General features: G+C 51.2%; 18 protein-coding genes. 2 read left to right on the top strand and 16 right to left on the bottom strand.

Features of this window, described 5'->3' with window-relative positions:
• Positions 1-61 precede the first annotated feature (61 nt).
• Both AC0YNV_RS26045 and AC0YNV_RS26050 read right to left on the bottom strand, forming a co-directional pair.
• On the bottom strand, positions 62-1105 hold the full coding sequence (locus AC0YNV_RS26045) for a YeiH family protein (RefSeq protein ID WP_475770628.1): 1044 nt from the start codon (positions 1103-1105) through the stop codon (positions 62-64).
• Between the two features lie 205 nt (positions 1106-1310).
• The gene (locus AC0YNV_RS26050) at positions 1311-1778 is read right to left on the bottom strand and encodes a GlcG/HbpS family heme-binding protein (protein WP_210040451.1); all 468 of its coding nucleotides are present in this window, start codon (positions 1776-1778) and stop codon (positions 1311-1313) included.
• A 172-nt stretch (positions 1779-1950) separates the two neighbouring features.
• Between AC0YNV_RS26050 and AC0YNV_RS26055 the strand changes: the two genes are divergently transcribed.
• Entirely contained in the window at positions 1951-2355 is a 405-nt protein-coding gene (locus AC0YNV_RS26055) for a CBS domain-containing protein (protein ID WP_210040449.1), read from the top strand.
• Positions 2356-2461: 106 nt separating this feature from the next.
• Here AC0YNV_RS26055 and rhaA read toward each other — a convergent pair whose 3' ends face one another.
• The 6 genes from rhaA to AC0YNV_RS26085 all read right to left on the bottom strand — a co-directional run bounded on the left by rhaA (position 2462) and on the right by AC0YNV_RS26085 (position 9576).
• On the bottom strand, positions 2462-3742 hold the full coding sequence (gene rhaA / locus AC0YNV_RS26060; protein ID WP_475770629.1) for an L-rhamnose isomerase: 1281 nt from the start codon (positions 3740-3742) through the stop codon (positions 2462-2464).
• 282 nt (positions 3743-4024) lie between these two features.
• Positions 4025-5701: an ABC1 kinase family protein gene (locus tag AC0YNV_RS26065; RefSeq protein ID WP_475770630.1), complete on the bottom strand. Its 1677-nt coding sequence runs from the start codon at positions 5699-5701 to the stop codon at positions 4025-4027.
• 32 nt (positions 5702-5733) lie between these two features.
• Positions 5734-6084: a phasin family protein gene (locus AC0YNV_RS26070; protein ID WP_475770631.1), complete on the bottom strand. Its 351-nt coding sequence runs from the start codon at positions 6082-6084 to the stop codon at positions 5734-5736.
• Between the two features lie 50 nt (positions 6085-6134).
• A complete protein-coding gene (locus AC0YNV_RS26075; RefSeq protein WP_475770632.1) occupies positions 6135-7511 on the bottom strand; it encodes a Glu/Leu/Phe/Val family dehydrogenase in 1377 nt (458 codons plus the stop codon).
• 301 nt (positions 7512-7812) lie between these two features.
• On the bottom strand, positions 7813-9087 hold the full coding sequence (locus AC0YNV_RS26080) for an MFS transporter (RefSeq protein ID WP_475770633.1): 1275 nt from the start codon (positions 9085-9087) through the stop codon (positions 7813-7815).
• A 69-nt stretch (positions 9088-9156) separates the two neighbouring features.
• Positions 9157-9576 carry an Rrf2 family transcriptional regulator gene (locus AC0YNV_RS26085; protein ID WP_210040439.1) on the bottom strand — a complete coding sequence of 140 codons (420 nt, stop codon included), beginning with the start codon at positions 9574-9576 and terminating at the stop codon, positions 9157-9159.
• 209 nt (positions 9577-9785) lie between these two features.
• On the opposite strand from AC0YNV_RS26085, the gene AC0YNV_RS26090 reads away from it, so the two are divergent.
• Entirely contained in the window at positions 9786-10721 is a 936-nt protein-coding gene (locus AC0YNV_RS26090; RefSeq protein WP_475770634.1) for an AraC family transcriptional regulator, read from the top strand.
• Between the two features lie 213 nt (positions 10722-10934).
• Here the strand turns inward: AC0YNV_RS26090 and AC0YNV_RS26095 are convergent, their stop codons facing one another.
• From AC0YNV_RS26095 to AC0YNV_RS26130, 8 genes are all read right to left on the bottom strand, one after another.
• On the bottom strand, positions 10935-11969 hold the full coding sequence (locus tag AC0YNV_RS26095; protein ID WP_475770635.1) for a glycoside hydrolase family 88 protein: 1035 nt from the start codon (positions 11967-11969) through the stop codon (positions 10935-10937).
• A 145-nt stretch (positions 11970-12114) separates the two neighbouring features.
• A complete protein-coding gene (locus tag AC0YNV_RS26100; protein ID WP_475770636.1) occupies positions 12115-13158 on the bottom strand; it encodes an iron-hydroxamate ABC transporter substrate-binding protein in 1044 nt (347 codons plus the stop codon).
• Between the two features lie 332 nt (positions 13159-13490).
• Positions 13491-14831, bottom strand: coding sequence for a stalk domain-containing protein (locus AC0YNV_RS26105; protein ID WP_475770637.1), 1341 nt, complete (start codon positions 14829-14831; stop codon positions 13491-13493).
• A 422-nt stretch (positions 14832-15253) separates the two neighbouring features.
• Positions 15254-16192: an aspartate carbamoyltransferase gene (gene pyrB / locus AC0YNV_RS26110; RefSeq protein ID WP_475770638.1), complete on the bottom strand. Its 939-nt coding sequence runs from the start codon at positions 16190-16192 to the stop codon at positions 15254-15256.
• Positions 16193-16356: 164 nt separating this feature from the next.
• Positions 16357-16995 carry a metallophosphoesterase gene (locus tag AC0YNV_RS26115; protein ID WP_475770639.1) on the bottom strand — a complete coding sequence of 213 codons (639 nt, stop codon included), beginning with the start codon at positions 16993-16995 and terminating at the stop codon, positions 16357-16359.
• A 6-nt stretch (positions 16996-17001) separates the two neighbouring features.
• Entirely contained in the window at positions 17002-18105 is a 1104-nt protein-coding gene (locus tag AC0YNV_RS26120; RefSeq protein ID WP_475770640.1) for an ABC transporter ATP-binding protein, read from the bottom strand.
• The gene (locus AC0YNV_RS26125) at positions 18098-19828 is read right to left on the bottom strand and encodes an ABC transporter permease (RefSeq protein ID WP_475770641.1); all 1731 of its coding nucleotides are present in this window, start codon (positions 19826-19828) and stop codon (positions 18098-18100) included. Before AC0YNV_RS26125 ends, AC0YNV_RS26120 begins: the two co-directional genes overlap by 8 nt.
• A gap of 8 nt (positions 19829-19836) precedes the next feature.
• The gene (locus AC0YNV_RS26130) at positions 19837-21033 is read right to left on the bottom strand and encodes an extracellular solute-binding protein (RefSeq protein WP_475770642.1); all 1197 of its coding nucleotides are present in this window, start codon (positions 21031-21033) and stop codon (positions 19837-19839) included.
• Positions 21034-21182: the final 149 nt, after the last annotated feature.

Below are 21182 nucleotides of genomic sequence, written 5' to 3' on the forward strand. Positions count from 1 at the left end.
TACCATCCGTCCCGGTTCTCTCCTCGCTGTCCTCCATTTCCGGAATGCGAAGTATGTCTTGTTAGGCCAAGCCGAATGCATGCACAAGCAGGAAGCCGAGGACCGATAGCAGCACCGAGCCTATCCCTCCTGCGGCAAAGGGTTTCATACCCAGTCGGCGGAAGGTACCGATGTTCACTCCAAGACCAAGGCCTGCCATCGCCATTGCCAGCAGCAGATAAGCTGCGATAATCATCTGTGCGCTAATCGCCGCAGGAATGATACCTAATGTATTCACCCCGCACATGAGCAGGAAGCCGGGAATAAACCACGGGAACGGGATCTCCCTCCAGCTTGTGCGGCCTTCGGCTCCGCTTGCATAACGGCGCTGCTTGTGCGCGGCCCAGATTCCGATAACCATTGCCACCGGCACCAGCATGACCACGCGTGTCAGCTTCACAATCACCGCAAGATCAACCGCTTCCTGCCCACCTGGTGCGGCAGCGGCAATGGCATGAGCGACCTCATGAAGCGTAGCTCCCGTGAAAATACCGTAGCCTGAAGGACTTAAATCCAAAATGGGATATACGAAGGTATAGATTAAGGTGAAAATCGTACCGAGAATCGCAACCGTCGCAGCGGCAACAGCCGTTTCCTCCTCATTTGCCTTCATTTGCGGCGAGATTGCCACCACTGCGGCGGCTCCGCAAATTGCAGTCCCGCATGCCGTTAACAGGCCAAGCCTCTTATCAACGTTTAGCCACCTCGTCAGACCGTACACAACCAGAATTGTAAAAAACACATCAATAACCGCAATGGCCAATACTTTGGGTCCAGCATGAACAATATCGGACAAGTTAAGTCTCATGCCTAATAAAATAATGCCGTACCGCAGAAGCTTCCTGCTAGAGAAGGAAATTCCGCCAACTGCAGATTCCGGCATCCTGAATATAGCTTTGCAGACGACGCCAAGCAAAATCGCGATCACAAGCTGACCCATAATGCTTAGAAACGGCAGCATCGCCAAAAATTTTGCAGCCGCGGCAAGCAGCAAGGTGATTGCCAGCCCCTGTGTGAATCCCATACCATTATGCAGCCTGATGCTGCTTGTATTTGCTAGTGTCATTGTATCTCTCCCCAGGCGGATGACTTGATTTCATTATGGTTTATAGGGTTAACTATATAGCTCCGGGAATTCCGATCTGTTATCCAAATCATCATTAATCCTTATGATTGCTTGATTGGCTTTTAGCCAATATAAAAACAAGCGCTGCCCTGTCATGCAGGGGAGCGCTTGTTGTGCAGCTGCTTTTATCCAGATAGAGCGAAAATTACGTATTCTGCGTATACGAGCCTATGCGTGCCTGCAGGGGACGGGGACTGTCTGCCGCGCGCATGCTGTCGTAAGCTTGAACTGCGGCAGTGGCAACCTCTATATCCTGATCGCTTGTTCCGCCGCTCACCCCGACTCCTCCGTATATCCGGCCATCTTTGATGAGAGGAATCCCTCCCCCCAGGATGACAATCCGCCCGTTATTCGTTGTATTAATGCCGAAGGAAGGTCCGCCGGGAAGTGCCGCCTGGGACAGATTGACTGTCGGCATTTTCATCGCCACACTGGTCCATGCCTTGTTCAGGGCGATATCGATCCCGGCAATACGGGCATAATCCATGCGGTGAAAAGCAATCAGATTGCCTCCTTCATCAACAATCGCGATGTCCTCAGATACCCCGATCTCCCGGGCCTTCTTCTCCGCTGCCAACAGCAATGCTTTAGCCGTATCCAGCATAATCCGCATAGACGCATACACCCCTTATGACCATATATTAAGTAGTGTATGGTCATTTTCCCAGTGAAATGATCTAATATCTAAATTCTCCATGGCACCATTTAACACACTATTTAGTCGTAAAGTATGTTTTAATAAAAGAGAGCCAATATAAAATCTACAGCAAAGGAGCTCAGGCCATATGCAAATCTCTTCATTCCTGTTTCCCAAAGACAAGGTTGCTTTCATCACTTCTTCCATGTCCATGAAGGAAGCGATGGATCAGCTGGAGCATCATCATTACTCGGCAATTCCCATTATTGACGACGACGGCAAATATATCGGCACCCTCTCGGAGGGCGATCTGTTGTGGAAGCTGAAGAATACCCCGGGTCTTACCTTTGATAATATGCAGCAGGTGCCCGTAACCGAAATAAAGAAACGCATCCATAATGAATGCGTCTCGATTAATGCGCAGATGGAGGATATGCTGGCCCTGGCGGCTGATCAGAATTTCGTGCCTGTCGTGAACAATGACCGTGTATTCATCGGAATTATCCGCCGTAAAGATATTATTGCCTATTACACTAAGAATATTACCGATTGACTGTTGCTCTGGACCAGCATGGCATAAACACATTTTCCGGAAGAGAAACTCTGCAATCCTGCTGTCCTCCCGCAATTATGGGGGATAAGCAGGCAGCCTCTTCCTGCTATGATTGATGTACGACGGGCGCCGAATCCCCGCGGCCCGGCAGTACGGATTTTTCATACGATTTGACCTCGGCCAGCCATTCCTCGCGAACCGGAACCCCGCTTTGCTCGCAGTAGTAATCCCATACCGCTCCAAATGGATAGGATTTGAACTCTTCAGCCAATGCCAGACGTGTCGTATAATCCCCTTCGAGCTCCGCCTGCTTCAGCGCTTCAGCCGGCTCCAGCATGGCCCGCAGCAAGGCTTTAATTGTATTGCGCGTCCCGATCACCCATGCCGCCACACGGTTGATGCTGGCATCGAAGAAATCCAGTCCGATATGTGTGGTATCCAGCAGCTCATTGCGCACAAGCTCCCGGCCGATGTCCAGCAGCTCGTCGTCAAGCACAACGACATGGTCGCTGTCCCAACGGACCGGACGGCTGACATGCAGCAGAATGCCGCTGGTGAACAGCGATAGTGAGGAAAGCTTGTTGGAAATCACTTCTGTCGGATGAAAATGTCCTGCGTCCAGACAGATCAGCTTATCATTCTTGATGCCATAGCCCATATAAAATTCATGGGAACCCACCGTATAAGCTTCCGCACCGAGACCGAACAGCTTGCTCTCCACCGCATCAAGGTTATGCTTCGGATCAAGCTCCTCCGCAAACACTTCATCGAGCGCTTCCATAAGGCGGCGGCGCGGCGCGAGCCGGTCGGCGGGAATATCCTTGTAGCCGTCCGGGACCCAAACATTGGTCACACAGGTCTGACCCAGCTGCTCGCCAAAATAAGCGCCGATTTTGCGCGAGGCTTTGCAATGATCGATCCAGAACCTCCGGATTTCCTCATCCGGATGGCTCAATGTAAAACCGTCCGCGGATTTCTCATGGGAGAAGCAGGTCGGATTGAAATCCAGCCCCAGCCCCTGTGTCTTCGCCCAATCGACCCAGGATTGAAAATGGCGGGGCTCCAGCTGGTCCAGATCCACCTTTTCGTTCGTATCGGCGTAGATTGCGTGCAAATTGACTTTATGCTTGCCAGGAATTAATGAGAACGCTTTCTCCAAGTCCGAACGTAATTCCTGAGGCGTGCGCGCAGCCCCCGGGTAATTACCCGTTACCGAAATTCCTCCGGTCAATTCCTGATCCTGAAACAGGAAGCCCCGGACATCGTCGCCCTGCCAGCAGTGGACGGAAATCTTGATCTGGGCAAGCTTGCGCAGAACCTCGTCCACATCGATTCCATGCTTTGCATACAGCTTTCGGGCGTCTTCGTAACTTGATTCAATTGACATGGTCGAACCTCCTTAAGCGATATGGTGTTACAGCATACTGTCCCGTACAAGAAGAAACGGCTGAAGCCATCCATTCTGTAGCTATGTCAAAGTTTCTTCTCTCAGAAATATAAGCAAAGTATGATACTTTGTTATATTTCAAGTTAAGCCTTCCCTTGATCATCTCACGTAACAGTATGCCATAATCATCTGCTCAATTCCACGTCAATCGGGACAATTTCAGTCAGAAAATGAACCTTAACGGCTATCCTGCCGAGTACTCCAGCGTTCCGGAAGAGGTCATCAGAACCGTCCTGATCTGAAGATCGAATAGAGCAGCCACATAAACAGAAACCCCGCGATGACAAAACCGATCTCGATCGCAGGGATGTTCCACAGCATGCTGTTTTGGTGACTGATGGAAGAACCGATGATCAGACCCAGCATGATGATGCTGAAGGACAGCAGCACAAGGCTGATTGACAGCCGGTTGCTGATCCGGTCCAGCTTCTTCAGGATGCCGTCAATACCCGATACGCTGATCTCCAGCTTCAAATTGCCGTTATTCACGACGTTCAGCAGCCCTTTGATCTGTTTCGGAAAATCGACCAGAATCTCGCGGTAATCGGATACGTCCTTCCACAGCCGTTCTCCGATATTTTTCGGGTTGAAGCGCTCCTTAATCAGTCGTTTGCCAATGGGCTCCGCTATCTGAATGATGCTGATCTCCGGGTCCAGCTTCTCGACAACGCCTTCCATCGTCAGCAGCGTCTTGCCAAGAAGAATTAAATCGGCGGGGATGCGGATTTGATGGCGGTAGGCCAGATCGAACAGGTCCTGCACCGATTCGCCGAGACTGACCTCGCTGAGAGCGACTCCATAATATTTATCGCGCATTTGATTGACATCTTTTCGAAGCTCATCCTTATCGACATGCTCGGTAATTACCCCCATATCGAATAGGGACTTTATAATGGCGTCGGTCTTCTTGCGCATTAGCCCAATAATCAAGTTGGAAAAATGAAGCTTCATCTCCGGCGTAAGCCGTCCGACCATCCCAAAATCGATAAAAGCGACAACCTCGCCGGGCAGCACCAGCAGATTGCCGGGATGCGGATCCGCATGGAAGAATCCTTCAATAAAAATTTGATGCAGAACCGCTTGTATGAGGCGTTCAGCGATAATTTTATTATTATAATTCTTGCTCATCAGCTGCTCGTTGTCGCTGACCTTAATGCCCTCGACAAACTCCATCACCAGCACCTTGCCTGAAGAATACGCCCAGTACACTTCGGGAATATAAATATTGACGTCCTTCTCGAACTGAGCGGCTATGAGCTCCGTGTTCTTTCCTTCGATCTTGTAATCCAGCTCATCAATCAGCGATTTGCCGAATTCTTCAATCATTTTTTGAATTTGATATTTTTTGGCCCAATCGAACCGGTTCTCCATAATGGCAGCCAGATTGCGGAGTATCTCCAGGTCGGTTTTGACCGTTTCGGCGATGCCTGGGCGCTGAATCTTGACCGCTACCCGTTCTCCGCTGGTCAACCTGCCTTCATGAACCTGGCCAATGGAGGCGGCAGCCGTAGGCACTTGATGAAAATCAGCAAAAATCTCCTCCATACGCATACCGGATTCCGCTTCGATGATGGCCTGTACATCGGAAAAAGGAAAAGCTTCAACCTGATCCTGAAGCTTTTCCAGCTGCTTGATCATCTCTTCCGGTAGCACATCCGAACGCGTGCTTCCGATCTGTCCGAGCTTGACGAAGGTCGGACCCAAATCCTGAATGACATTCCCGATCCGCTCCCATAGCGATAATTTGGGCGTTTTCTCGGATTGCTTCATGATCCTTGCGGGAAGGGAAAGCATATGGAAAATATCAATTTCCTCCACGATAAAACCAAAACCGTTGCGAATCAAAGCTATTGCGATATCCCGATACCGGTTTATGTGACGCACTCGTTTACCGAACATAGGGCTGGTTTCCTTTCAGTTGGCCTTGACGCCTACGCCTGATCCTCTTGCTGCTTCCCGGACTGTCCCTCTGTCTGAACTTCGCTCACATCTGCTTTCTCAACCTTCAGATCCTTGATCTGGGATTCCAGGCGCAGAATATCATCCTTGGTAGCGACATTCAATTCAACCAGCAGCAGCTTCAGCTGCTCCCGCACGATCCGTTTGAGCTCATTTTGCTCGTCCTCGCCCTTTTGTATCAGGCGGTTCAGCAGCTCCTTGGAGTCGCCAGGGGCGATCTCCCCTTTTTTCACCAGCTCTTCGACCGCCTTCTCGACCTTTTCCTTGCTTGTAATCGTAATGCCTACGCCGAGCGCCAATGCTTTTTTGATCAATTCATTCATCGTTACAGCCTCCCGTTCATCATTTATATTTACTAGCATGAATCCTGGCTTTAGTACAGCTTCCCCTGAATATACAGATTGGTCGACAGCTTCATGACCGCGTGGGTATAGCAGATTTGACGCAGCGAGCGGCTGTTCCCGAAGTAACCGGGGTAAATCGCGTTCATGGTCGATTTCATCTTGTCATGAAGCAGCTCAAATACCTGCGCTTCACTGTAAAATTGCGTCTCGCGGCCCTGCAGCCACTCAAAATACGAGACGATGACGCCGCCTGCATTCGCCAGAATATCCGGTATGACGATACAGCCTTTATCCAGCAATATCTGATCCGCATCACCCGTAACCGGAGCATTCGCTCCCTCTACAATGAAGCTGGCTTTGATGCGCTCCACATTATCAGCGCGTATCTGATCCTCCAGCGCCGCGAGTACCAGAACCTCGACATCCAGATAGAGAATATCCTCTCTGCCCCGGATTTCCGCTTTGACATTCGCTTCGGCAAGCCCTTCCGGCGTATACGGCAGATCGCCATGATGCGTCTGTGCATAGCCGATAAGAGCAGGAATGTCCAGGCCTTCGGCATTGTATAAAGTGCTGTTGCGGTCGCTGACCGCCACAATTTTATTCTGCAGCTTCGTGCACTGGTAGGCTTCCAGGGCCACGACGGAACCGACATTGCCGAACCCTTGAACGGCCAGCTTCAGCGGTCGGCCGGCATGAGCCATAACGGTCTGGGCGAAGGAGTTGCTGCTGCCTGCAAACCCCTGCTGTCCCTGAAGAAAATCATGGAGCAAATAGCGGAAGGTGAAATAAACGCCCTTGCCGGTCGCTTCCCTTCTTCCCAGGGAGCCTCCGTTAATGACGCTTTTGCCCGTGAAGCTGCCGCGATAGGGCTTTCCGGGATTAATGCTTTTATATTCAGCCATCATCCAGTCCATTTCGCGTTCGCCCGTGCCAACGTCAGGCGCTGGAATATCCTTGTCGGGTCCCAAAATATCGCTGAAATACTGGACATATTTTTTGCAGATGAGGTACAGCTCGCGTGCGGAATAGTTTCGCGGATTAATCGCAACCCCGCCTTTTCCGCCGCCAAACGGGACCTCATGGAGCGCGTTTTTAAGCGTCATTAACGCAGCCAAATTAATAACTTCATCCTCGTTCACCGATTCATGGAAGCGTATGCCCCCTTTATAGGGCCCCAGCGTATCGTTATGCTGAGTCCGAAAAGCGGGAATCCTCGTCACCTCGCCATTGTCCAGCGGAACGCGCAGAAAGGATTTGTGCATGCGATTGGGAGTAGATAGTATGGAGGCCAGAGATTTGAAGGCTTTCGCTCTGATTTCGTCCTGTAAAACCGGCAAATAAGCGGCGTCTTCCAACAGATTTTGTAAGGAACGCTCAATGACTGCGCTTGTCTTGCTTGTCATATGTATGGATCACCTCATATTTTGGATTGTCGTACGTTGCCTCCTCCAATTACAGTATAACCAACCGCGGGCCTTTGACCAAATTTTTACTTGAGACAGCCGTATCCTTGGCAGCAGACTGCGGCGAAACAACAATAAGGCGGCCTCTTCCTGGTCTCAGACCGGGAAGAGGCCGCCTTATCCATAAAACCCTGTGACAAGCATGGCTGCTCAGATGGAAGCCGCGTTCATACTCTAACACTTCATCAGGCGGCTTCCGCAGGCTCCGCCAGCTAATCACCGGTTATCTATATAAACGCCATCAGGCTCCTACAGCGTGAGCCATCCTGACGGATTTTCGAATCCGCACGGCCATCACGGCCGCAAACAAGCAGACAAATCCGGCCATCACGAACGGAACGGTATAGCTGCCGAGCCAGTCGCGCAGCACCCCTGCCCCATAAGCGGCAGTGGAAGCCCCTACCTGATGAGCAACGACGATCCAGCCAAATACCATTCCCGCCTTTTCTTTTCCGAATACATCGGAGGTGATCTTGACCGTCGGCGGAACAGTGGCAATCCAGTCCAATCCGTAGAATACCGCGAAGATCAGCAGCTGGGTGTAGCCCATACTGAGAGCGGTGGGCAGGAAGATCAGGGAAAGACCGCGCAGTCCGTAATACCAGAACAGCAGCCATCTGCTGTCGAACCGGTCGGACAGCCAGCCGGAGAGCGTCGTGCCTACAAGATCGAATACTCCCATCAACGCCAGCAGCCCTGCCGCTATGACAATGGGAATATCAAAATCGCCGCAGGCTGGAATCAGATGGGTGCCGATCAGCCCGTTGGTGGAAAACCCGCAGAAGAAGAAGGTCCCGGCGAGCAGCCAGAAGGTTCCGCTCCGGGAAGCGGAAGCAAGCGTCTGCAGCGGCGCAAGAAATAAATTTCCTCTGAATGGAGCCGGTCGTGTAACCTCGACCTCGCCTAGAGGAGCCGCTCCGACATCATACGGGTGATTTCTCATCCATATGGCAACCACAGGGATGAGCAGCACAAGAACCGCTACGGTCGTATAAATGGAAGCTCTCCAGCCAATCGCCGTCGTAATTTGCGCCAGTAAAGGGAGAAACAGCAGCTGCCCCGTGGCGGCGCTTGCCGTAAGCAGCCCCACAACCAAGCCTTTATGCTTGACGAACCAGCGGTTTGCTACAGTTACGCCAAGGACATTGGCCATCATGCCGGTGCCCAGCCCGACCATAACTCCCCAGAGCAGAAAAAACTGCCAGAGCGATGTCATCAAGGGTGTCAGCGAGAGACTGCCTGCCAGCAGAATCATGGCGATGACCATCATCCGGCGAATGCCGAAACGCGCCATAAGCGCGGCTGAGAATGGCCCCATAAGCCCATACAGCAGGATCTTGATGGATAAAGCGCCCGAGACGGATGCCCGGTCCCAGCCGAATTCCTTCTCGAACGAGAGCATTAGCACACTCGGAATCGAATTGATTCCCGCGGAGACGAGCAAAGCCAAGAAGGCAATCAGCACGACGATCCATCCATAGTAAAGCTTTGTTGCTTTTGCAGCCTCTGTCATCATTTGTTCCCCCTGAATGGATAATAACTTCTTTACTGTAATATTAAATATTACAGTAAAGAACAAAAAAAATTAAAGCCTGGATTGCAGCTCCACGCGCTTAAGAATATCGGCAATGGTATAGTTGTGCAGATAGCTGCCCACCTGATCCTCCAATGAAATAAAAATACCATCCATGGCACTTTCAATATTAGCCCCAATATGGCATTGCGTATTGGGATTCGGGAATTTAGGCTTCAACGATCCTTCCGAGGTAAGCAGATACAGTTCATCCAGCGTGACCTCTTCCGGCCTGCAGTTGAGCTCGAACCCGCCGCCGGCACCCTCTTTGGATTTAATATACCCTTTCTTGCACAGCATGCTGAGTACCTTGCGCACCCTTACGGGATGGACGGATACGCTTCTGGCAATGCGGTCGCTTGGCGCTATATGTAAAGGCAAATGAGCCAAATAGGATAGACTGTGCACGGCTATTGTGAAATCGCTGTTCATATGCTGCCTCATCTCCCATTGGTTGAATAACTATAATAATATTTGTTACAGTTACTTCCGTCAAGATTTTTTTTCGGTGGCACGCAGATTGTATCACTGGAGCTTTTCCGGTTTAGGATTTGATCTGTTTATGGTACGATAATAGTTCATGATTGCTCCCTGATAGTAACATGAAGAGCAACGAGATGATTGTTGAAGGAGGTCCGCTTATGGGCCATACAGGACCTGAGCTTTCCGCAAGCTATGCTTTGGATGAATACACGAACCGCTTCCTTACCGAATATCCCGTGAACTGCCAGCTCCGGACAGCTCCTCTTGGCCAACGGATGCTCCATGCCCACAATGGCTTCGAATTTTATTTTTGTCTGGACGGCTCCGGCTCCTATATCGTCGGGGATCGGTTATATCCGCTGAAAGCCGGTTCGTTGACCATTATCCGCCCTCAAGTCGTTCACAGGCCCTTCACCGGCAAGCCTGACCCTCTGCACCGATTCGTTGTTTCGATAGACGAGGCTTATATCGATATCATCAACGCAGCCTGCTTCGGCTCTGCTCTAGCCGTTGCTTCCATCTTCATGGAAGGCGACTCGCAATCAAGCCATTATTTTCTTTCCTCGCTGCAGCAATCCAGACTTGCCAGCCTGCTCTCGAAGCTTGAAACTCAGCTACAGAACAAGACCCCCTACGGCGAATTGGCTGTGCTCAAATCCATTGCCGAGCTGCTGATGCTCATCATTGAGCTGCAAAAAACCGGGCCAGCCGGCATGAACCCGGCAGAATCGGAGGATGAGCGGATTGTAGGCGGGATGTTATCCTATTTAACAGCGCATTATCAGGAAAAGCTCCAGGTGGAGGATCTGCTGCGGCTGTATCCGGTTTCCAGATCGCGGTTATTTTACATTTTCAAGGAAGCTACCGGAAATACCATCAAGCAGTTTCTGACGGATTACCGTCTGAATCAGGCCAAGCGGCTGCTGGTGGAATCCGCAATCCCGGTTTCAGAGATAGCCCTGCTTACAGGCTTCGGGGATATGTCGCATTTCTTTCATGTATTCAAAAGAGGAACCGGGCTATCGCCAAAAAAATACCGCAGCGAAGCCGCCGGAAGCGTAAAAAGGCAATCCGGTACAACCCGGATCACCTGAATGTATGGTGAAAATATCATGCCGCGCATGTGGAAACGTCGTCTTTCGATATTTCACAAGCGTTTACAAGTGAGTCAGCTGCCTGTCAATTGTCGATGCAGCTGTTGTTCGCCTGAATTTTTGGTTTTTCGGCTAACTTTCCGTACGGATCCAGCGGGAGCACACGATCTTCGGGATGAGCGCCCAGCCAGGCGCCTTTTCTGACCGTCTCACTCATCCCTTCCCGCGTATGGCTTGAACGAGCAGCAGGAGAACCAGGCCTTGTCCATAGAGAGCCGGATAAATGGGAACCTCGTTATAAGCCGCGATGCTGGCCAATACAGGCGTTCCGCCGGAAACGCCTCCGACTTCCCCTTCCTCCGAGATATAAGGAATCACCGCCTGTAAGACCCGCTCTACGACTGCAATCAACTGTTCATCGGGTTCGATCAGACCTGTTTCAAGCGCTTTCGAGATGCCCGCGCCAATCCCTGCGCTTCCGGAAATCTCACGATAATAATCAGGCTCATCCATCACCGTGCTCCATAAACCATCCGCCTGCTGATAACCCGCCAGACCCTTGATCAGCCTGCCGTATCTTTCGATGACCTCATCGGGAACCTCAATGTGAGGAGCAATCTCCTCCAGGATCATGGGAACGCCCAGCGTTACCCATGCGTTCGCTCTCGTCCATCGTGCTGCGGACATATGGCTGCCGGTATCGCAATTCCAGCCATGGAACAGCACCTGGGTCTGCGTATCCTGAAGCAGCCTCAGGTGAATCAGAACCTGATTCAGCGCTTCTTCCGCATAACGCTTATTGTCAAGCATGGAGGCGGTGCGCGCCAGAAAAAGGACAGCCATAAAAATCGTATCCGCCCATACCTGCTCCGAGAAGCTGGCATTCTCGGTGACCGTATGCTCGAAGGCTTGTTCCCGGGTACGGGGAGCTTCGGAGATCAGCCACCGGGCCACCCTTTCCGCTTCCTCCGCATACCAGTCGTCGCCTGTCAGATGATGCAAAACCGGAAATACCGCGTAGGGAGCGATGCTGTTTATCACTCTTGTTTCGTCCGCCTTGTCCTTGTTATTCGCCACCCAATTAATCAGATAAGCCAATATTTCGGGATCCTGTACAGCTTCGTAATATTCCATCAAAGCAATGATGCCCACTCCGGGCACCCAATCCCATTGCTGAATATCCATTCCCCATTCACCGGAGTGATCCTTTTTCATCTGTTTCCAAATCAGGTCTCCATACCGCCGCATCGTCAAGCGCCTCCTCAAAGGTTTCCTGCCGGACTCTATAGCCGGCAACGCCACTATAACACGTTCCGGCACGCAAGCACTTGGGCGATCGTCCTGAAAATATGGGCAAACGTCCACAGGTGACCGATTCCGGCAATCACGGGAGTTACTGCGCTTGATTCCTAAGCAGCAGGTCCGTCAACGTATCAATCTGTCCGAATGTCGAGACAGGATCAAAATAAAAATAGGTTTTATAATCGAGGCTGATCACATGTCCCTCTTTGACAGCCTTCAAGCTTTTCCACACGGAGCTTTTCATTAGTGTGTTCAATGCTTCATCCGTTCCGTCAGGGTAAGAGCTCAAGAAAATATAATCCGCATTCAAATACTCGGGGAGTACTTCAAGCGAGACAGTCTTATATTGCTCGCCGCTGTCGATCACATCTTTTTGCACAAGCGGGGGAGCCTTGAAGCCGAATACATGATAAATGACCTCTCCCCCGCGGCCGTAATTATCGCCGAGCATGGCAATGGTTTTGCCGTCCGTTTCGAGAAGTGACGCGGTCATTCCCGGCTTCACGATCCCTTTCAGCTTCTCTTTGGCCTGCTTTGCCTTATCCTCGTAATCAGCATGCCACTTCGAGGCTTCCTCCTGCTTGTTCAGCAGATCGCCGAACATGGTAATTTCCTGGCGGATATTTTTGATGGAATCGTATGGAATAAGCAGCGTTGGCGCGATTTTGGACAAGGCGTCATAGCTGTCAAACAGCGTATCATTGATCACAATCAGATCCGGTTCGAGAGCAAGCACCTTTTCCAGAGATGCGGGTGACCCGATATCCTCAATAGTCTGCTCCTCGCTGGTCAAAAACGGACTTCCCATCCACCACTCCTTGCTTCCGCCAATCGGATGAATCCCCAGGGACAGCAGCGTTCCATGGTAATAGCCGGCGACGATCCGCTTCGGATTGGCGGGAATTTCAATATCTCCCTTAACTGTTTTGACGATTCGGGTGTCAGATCCACTCTGGGTTTCTTCTTCCTTCTCCCCTTCAGCAGCGGCTGTATCAGACTCGCTGGCATTCGTACCTGCGGCGTTTTGTAGTCCATTTGCTGGTGCTGGTTCCGAATTCCCCCCGCAGGCGCTTACGATAACTGCGAATACGATGAGAATACCCAATATTCCTGTTCTACGTGAAACGTGAAGCATACTTATCCCCCTTCTTAATTGTTAATGATTATCATTATCATTGGTAATGATAACAAACATCCTGGGAATCATCCATCCAAAATCTGACGAATATTGGTGGCAATTGTGCAATCTTTGCCGCATCACTTCTTCGGGCTGAGGTTCCCGGGAAAAGGTATTATAGCCATAAAACTTAGTAACGGTATCTGTTAAGCCGTAGATCCTTTCCAAATTGAAGCACAAATAGGCCAACCAGTAAATTCTGGCAGACCTAACAATACGAAAAAAGCCCTGTCGGTCAGAAACCGGCAGAGCTGCTTCTCAATCACTTATGAATGACAACAAGAATGAGTTTAATTTAATTTTTTTATGATAACGGAAGCATTTACGTTTGTTTGTGTCCCACCGGCTAAAGTTTGAAGAGTAACCGCGGAAGCGGAACTATAATTCTGCAGGGTGAGAACGTCACCCGCCGCAACAGTTATTATTGCTTGCCCATTGTTTTGCTGTGTGCCCGCACCTGAACCATAGAGGGTTCCAGCAGCGGGGGCGCCATTTACAAAGAGTGCGAATTGATTGGGTTCTACACCCGACACGGAAAAAGCAACCTCATACGTACCTGCAACGCTAACTGTAATCCCAGCGTTTCCTGGTGCATGCACAATCCCAGGTGTAAGTACACCATTTGAATCAAAACTAATATTAGCATTTATTGCAACCACTTGAGCAGATACGTTGTAAATGTATCCATACTGGGATAACCCGCCTGCTGGCCCTGTATCACCCTTTGCACCTGTTGGACCAGCAGCACCCGTTGTTCCCGTTGCGCCTGTTGTACCTATTGGTCCTGCGGGGCCCGCAGCACCATTTACACCTGCATTACCTGCTGGGCCTATGTCTCCATCATCACCCTTAGCTCCTGGAGCACCCGCCGGACCTGCAGCGCCATCTGCGCCTTTGGCTCCCGCCGGACCTGCCGGGCCTACAGCGCCGTCTGAGCCCTTGGCTCCCGCCTGGCCAGCAGCGCCATCTGCGCCTTTAGCTCCCGCCGGACCTGCCGGACCTACAGCGCCATCATCACCCTTAGCTCCCGCTGGGCCTGCTGGACCGGTTGGGCCAGACGGACCTTGCGATCCTGAAGAGCCAGTCGCTCCATTTGCCCCAGTGTCTCCCCTGTCTCCTTTTTCGCCTTTGTCACCTTTATCACCTTTATCACCCTTTTGAACAGGCAAAGTCGGTGTGACTTCATTGCTTTCTGTTGTAATCTGAAGCGTCTCGGTGTCTTGATTCCACTCAACCTTTGCGCCGAATAGTGTTGCCAGAAAGCGTACCGGAACCATTACCCTGTTATCAATTAGCTGTCCGGGTTGGTCAAGCGTGACTTGCTTTACATTGTTGCCGTTTTTAACGGTTGCGACCGATTTCCCCAAAACAAGCGTACCCGCAGTATCACCCTTCACCGCTGTCAAAGTCTCGGTGGCATTGTCCCAATTCATCGATGCTCCAACTGTATCTCCTACCAGCCGCATAGGCACAAGTATCGTTCCGTTTACCTTTATGAGCTCAACTTCATTCTGAACGGTATTCCCGTTAATCTTCAGCGTAATGCCTGCCGCCTGTATTACTGGGACTGAAAACAAAGTCATGCCAAGCATAAAAACAGTTGCAATCTTCATCCATTTTTTCTTATACACGTTGCTGCCTCCTTGGGTAAATTAAATTGCAAGTGATCATTCCACAGCGCGAGTCTATACAGCATGACCATCAATGCGAACACGCCAGAAAGATTGTATACGATCGCGCCGGACCGGAATCCGTTAGCCCCCTTCTGTTAGGTTGAAAACCAGCATAAAAAATATCTTTTTACTTAGAATTGCCAGTCTATTACAACATACTATTTTTGTCGAAAAATGTATATAAAGACCTGTATATCGTTATAACTTGCAAATTATATTAGCTTTCGAATACTTATTCGACATTCTTCGACCAGGCGAATCCAACCTTCCTGCAAGGAGAAAAGAACAAAAAACACGCAAGCTTTGCCGTCGGCATCAGCACTGCGTGTGTTCGATCCGCAAATGTTTGAAATTGCACACACTTGATCGTGTTCTTTATCCTATAGAACCGTTCTTGTCTCCAGACATTTCTCAATGATGGCCATACGGATAAACAGGCCGTTCTGGGCTTGCCGGAAATAGCCTGCCCGGGGGTCGGCATCGACCTCTGCTTCGATTTCTCCCGCACGGGGAAGCGGATGCAAAATGAGGGAATCACTTCGCATAAGCTCCAGTAAATGACGGTCAATGATATACTTGCCTGCGGCCAGCTGATACTGCTCTATGGACGGGAAGCGTTCCTTCTGAACGCGTGTCTGGTAGAACACATCGGCCGATCCCGCCACCTTCATCAGATCGCCGGTTTCCTCATAAACAACCCCCTTTTCGTCCAGATACCGTTTGACCGATTCCGGAATTTTGGCATTATCAGGGGCGATAAAGGTAATCTTGATGTCCTTGTAGTTCGACAATAAATAACTGAGCGAATGCACTGTTCGCCCATAGGTCAAATCGCCGATCATGGCGATATGCAGGCCGTCAATTCTCCCGAGCTCCTTCTGAATAGTATACAGGTCCAGCAGCGCCTGCGTCGGATGCTCTCCCGAGCCATCCCCCGCATTGACGACCGGCACTTTCTCCGAGACTGCCGCTGCACGATGCGCCGCTCCAACGTCCGTATGCCGGAGCACAATGACATCGCAATAACCCGAGACGACCCGCACCGTATCCTCCAGCGTTTCTCCCTTGATCGCCGACGAGAACTGCGCGGCGTTCTCCGTACCAATGACGCTGCCTCCCAAACGGTACATCGCCGATTCGAAGGAAAGCCGGGTCCTTGTGCTGGCTTCAAAAAACAGCGAGCACATAATTTTTCCAGCAAAACGGCTCGTCCCGCCTGCCGCTACAATCTGTTCCATCTGGGCAGCGGAGCGGAATAATTCGTCCAGCGCCGCCTTCTCAAATTGCTTTGAACCAATAACGTGAAATGAAGGATTCATAGGGATTCGTTCCTTTTCCGGCAGCGAATTCAAGCTTCGCGCCCTTAATAGTTGCGGTCGCCACTAACCAATATGTAAAGCGGATCTGTCCTGATCGGCAGGCATGCCAAAAACTCCCGACCTTTAGAATTATAACGCAATTCCGGGCCGGGAGGTAACCTTCTTTATTCAGGTTTGCTTGACAGTGCGGCTATCCTTTTTTTGCGATAATTTCCGTATTTTTGATCCGCTGCGGTTGAACAGGAGAAGGTGAGCGAATTCGTCAGATCGACAAGCGTCAGGCGGCAGCCGTGCTTCGCTCCGGTATCAATCCCAAGCTTCCGGTTCGCCTGCCACAGCTCTCCCCGCTCCGCCCCGAGTCGATGTGTTGGCGTATGGCCGAACACCACCGTCCGGCGGTCCGAATGGGGATACCGGTGAAAAGGCTCCCTGATTTCCGTCAAATCCAGGATCGTCTGCTGCTCCAATGAAACCCCAGGCCTGATCCCGGCATGCACGAACAGATAGGAATCATGCCCGGCATGCAGCGGAAGCGACAGGATATACTCGCACCAATCCTTGCGGCGGGCCACCTCCGCCTTCTTCAGGCCTTGAAACTCCTTGTTACCCGCAAGCGCAACAGCACCTTCTCTTGTCAATGCCTGAACATAGTCCAGCGTATGGAAGGAAGCGATGTCGTCATCAACATAATCGCCAAGCAGATAAAGACGATCGGAACGATAATCATAATCCGCTGCTTCAAGCAGCAGCTTCAAGCCTTCCGTATGTCCGTGAATATCCGAAATAACCAATAAACGAGACAAGGTATTTTAACTCTCCTTCGTATCAAGGGCATAAACAAACGTCAATGCGACCGGTATTTCAACATGAAGCTCCGCTCCAATCGAAACACGGCTGCTGTGGAGCACGGATAAACGCTGCCCGTCTTCCGTTTTGACCAGAAGCCGCCACTGATTTCCCTCAAAAGCGCAGTGAATAACCGAAAGAGTCAGCCGGTTGGAGCTTGATGACCCAGATGTCTGAAGCCCTTCGGTCAACGTAATATCTTCCGGACGGATCATGACTTCCACCTCGGCACTTTCATGAAGCGGTGCCGTTTCATTGGCGAATGCATATTGAAAAGTCACGCTGCCTATCCGCACACGGGGTTCACTATCGACATAGGTGATCATCCCCTGCAGCACATTGGTCGCACCCAGCAGCGAGGCTGCCCAGCGCGAAGCCGGCTTGCGGTAGCACGCCTCCGGCTCATCAAGCTGATCCACCTGGCCGCTTCGCATAATCATCAGACGATCCGCCAGTGAAAAAGCCTCGCTGGGATCATGTGTCACATGAAGTACGGAAATACCCAGCTGGCGGAACAAATAAGACATCTCCGTGCGCATATCAATGCGCAGCCGCATGTCAAGGTTGGATAAAGGCTCATCCATCAGGAGCAGCGAAGGGCGGGTTGCGAGCGCCCGGGCAATAGCCACGCGCTGCTGCTGGCCTCCCGACAGCTGCGGAGGAAATCGTCCCTCCAGCCCTTGCAGCTGGAGCAGATCCAGCAACTCCCCTATTTCCTTGCGCTGTTCCTGTGCGCTCATCCGTTTGCGCCTCAGTCCATAGGCGATATTATCGTAGACCGTCATATGCGGCCACAAGGCATAATCCTGAAATACCATATTGATGCCGCGCTTCTCCGGTGCGACAAAACGGCCCGGAGCCGCGACTGTCTGGCCGCGCAGCCGGATTTCTCCGTCATTCGGGGCGTCCAGTCCGGCAACCAGCTGCAGAAGTGTGGATTTTCCGCAGCCGGAAGGCCCCAGTATACTAATAATTTGCCCTTCCTCCAGCTTGAAGGAAACGCCCTTCAGCGCTGTGAATGAGCCATGCTTCTTCACCACGGAGTTTACTTCCAGAACATCAGTCATGCAGTTGTTTCTCCTTTCTGCGGAACGCCAGCTCAAGCAGCAAAATAATCAGAATGACGAGTCCGCCGCCAAGCATCGTTGCCGCAGTGGCATAGCCGAATTTTAAATCTTCAAATCCTTTGTTGATCGCCACCGGCAGCGTCATGAAATTAGGTGGGTACAGGATGGTCGACACCGCAAGGTCGAATACACTGGAGCCGAAGGCGGCAAGCCCTGCGGATAACAGCGCCCCGCGGACAAGCGGCAGCAGAATTTCATGGCTGCGCCTGATGAAGCCAACGCCCTGAAGCTCAGCGGCATGTATCAGCTGGATCGGAATTTTCGTCAAGGAGCCGACAATGATACGCGTAATGATAGGAATAGCGCCGGCAACGCTGGCTAATACCAGAATCCAGGGCGTTCCGTATAACAGCAGTCCGATGTTCTCCAGCCATGCTTGATTCCAGACGAAAATATATCCGATGCCCAGCACGACACCCGGAACTGCCAACGTAACCAATGAAAAAATATCGATCAGCCGCTTCCAGCGAAAACGTGAATAAATCAGCACATAAGCGACCAGGAATCCAATAATAAGACTGATAATCGCGGTGGAGCCGGCAATCATCAGAGAATGATACAAGCCCTGGAACAAGGCCTGCTTGTTGACGAACAGCTCCCGGTAATAATGGAGCGTCCAATTGCTCCAGACAAAGCCTTTGGAAATATTATTCATAAAGGACACAGCCACATTGGTTCCCATAGGGATTCCTATTACAAGGATGAGAAACAGGACATTCCCTGCTGTGAGCAGCAGACCTTTGCGCCCCATCTTCTTGGGTACAGCTGCTGTTGCTCGGGAAGAGAGAAAATCAAATCTGGCTTTGCGCAGCGCATAGAACTGCACGAACATGGCGATCGCAATGAACAGAACCAGATAAAAAGACAATACGCCCGCCATATCAAACCGGATTGGCGACGTATAAATGGCCGAATAAATAGAGTAAGGCAGCGTCGGAAACCGGTACACCGCCGCAAGGGCAGATGGCAGCCCGAAATCGCCGATCGTATCCATAAACACAAGCGCGGCCCCGGCCAGAAATGCCGGCAGCAGAAGCGGCACCCAGACGGTCCGCCACACGGTAAAGGGACTGGCTCCGCACAGCTCGGCTGCGCCTCCCAGCTGATCCACCTTCCATTCCATGGCCGTGTATACACTCAGGTAGGCAAAAGGAAACTTACTCAGCACCATAATGGCGACAAGCCCGGCGGGTTGGAATACGAGCGAGGTCACCCAGTCCCAGCCAAATATTTTATGTGCAAAGCCATTGGAGGAAGCGAACAGAACCCAACCTTGGGCAAGTATAAAAGAAGGGGTAATCAATAACACCCAGACGGACAGATCAAGCCATCTTGCCGTAGGGAATGACCAGCTTGAACGCAGCATGGCAAGGCCCCCGCCAAGTAAAGTCGCAAATACGGTCGTGCCGCCAGCCAGCAGCAGGGAATTCAGCATGGACTGACGCCACAGCGGCCGGCTGAATACATCAAGCAGCAAGGAAAGGTTGCCGGGATTCCAGTCGCCGAAGAAAACGCCGGGGAAAACAACCTGGATCATTACGGCTGCCAGCGGATAGAGAATAAGCAAAGCCAATATTGCAGATACGAGCCAGCCCAGAAAGTTGGGAGACAGGGACGGCCTCAGCCGCCCCTGCCCTATGTTCCGATTATTTGCTTTTATCATGCAGCAGCCTACTTAACCGATTGGTCAGCGAACCATTGCTTGATTTCGGCTTCATGTTCAGCTGCCCATGGCGCTTGCGCATAGACAAGCTTCGTATCCTTGGCGCGGTCATCCTTGGCATTAACGCCGACAGCGGAAGGCTCAAAGTAGCTTTCTGCTCCCTGATCGATCAGGTACTGCTGCGTTTTGGGATCCAGCAGGAATTCAATGAATGCTTTGGCAGCCTTCATATGCGTGCTTTCCTTCTGAATGGCTGCGACACGAACGGATGCCGGAGCGCCTTCTTCAGGCCAGACGATTTCGATCGGCTCTCCGTCCTTCTTGAGCGTATAAGCATTGCTTTCCTGGATGGCGGCCACCTGAATCTCTCCGCCGGCTACGGCAGTAGCGACATTCGGGTTTTTCGGATAGACATGCATGCCGTTGTCCAACATTCCTTTGAAGAACGTTTTCCCTTCATCCATTCCCTTGTTCTCGAAGAACCAGGATACGAAAGGATAGGCAGGAGCCGCTACGGCCGGATCGGCCATGCCGACGAGTCCTTTATATTCCGGCTTGGCGAGATCCGCCCAGCTTTTTGGCGCTTTATCGGCCGTTATCAGTTTCGTATTGTAAATAATGACGCCCGCAGCATGTACGCCGGTTGGGAAATAAGCATTATTGGCAGGTACGATCGGTTTTGTAAAGTCAGTCAGGTTCTTGAGGTTCTCCGGCTGCCAGCCTTCCAGCAGCTGGCCTTGCTCTCCCAGTGAATGAATGGAAGGCAGAGCATCCATCCATACAACATCCCAATGCGGATTTCCTTTTTCCGCTTCGATACGGGACATCGTTTCAGCGCCATTGCCGACTACAAGATTCACTTTGTAACCCGTCGCTTTTTCAAATTCCGGTCCGATAATTTCATCAAAGTCATTCAGATAAACAGTCAGCGGCTCATCATCGGACTTGTCATTCGGATCCTCAGCAGGAGCATTTGCTGCCGCATTCCCAGCTGCATTCTCCGCAGTGTTTCCTGCGGTATTGTCTGCTGTGTTTCCTGCAGCCGTTCCAGTTTCATTGCCCGACGCGTTAGCATTTCCTGCCGCCGCATTCGCGTTTGTGTTTGTGTTGCCGGCCCCATTGTTGCTCCCGCATCCTGCCACTGCCAGCACCAGCGCCAGCATGAACAGGATAGTCCCCACCTTTTTACTCCACATTTTACGCATTTCTTTAAATCCTCCCTAAATCTTTTTCGTTTTACTAGACTTAGAATAGTTGAGTTTTGTTTACTTGAAATTAACGCCGTATATTGATTTTGTTAACGTTATCTTATTTTATTGATAGATACATAGATACCATCTATAATAGGGCCAAA

Source organism: Paenibacillus sp. JT31N11 (assembly GCF_056269285.1).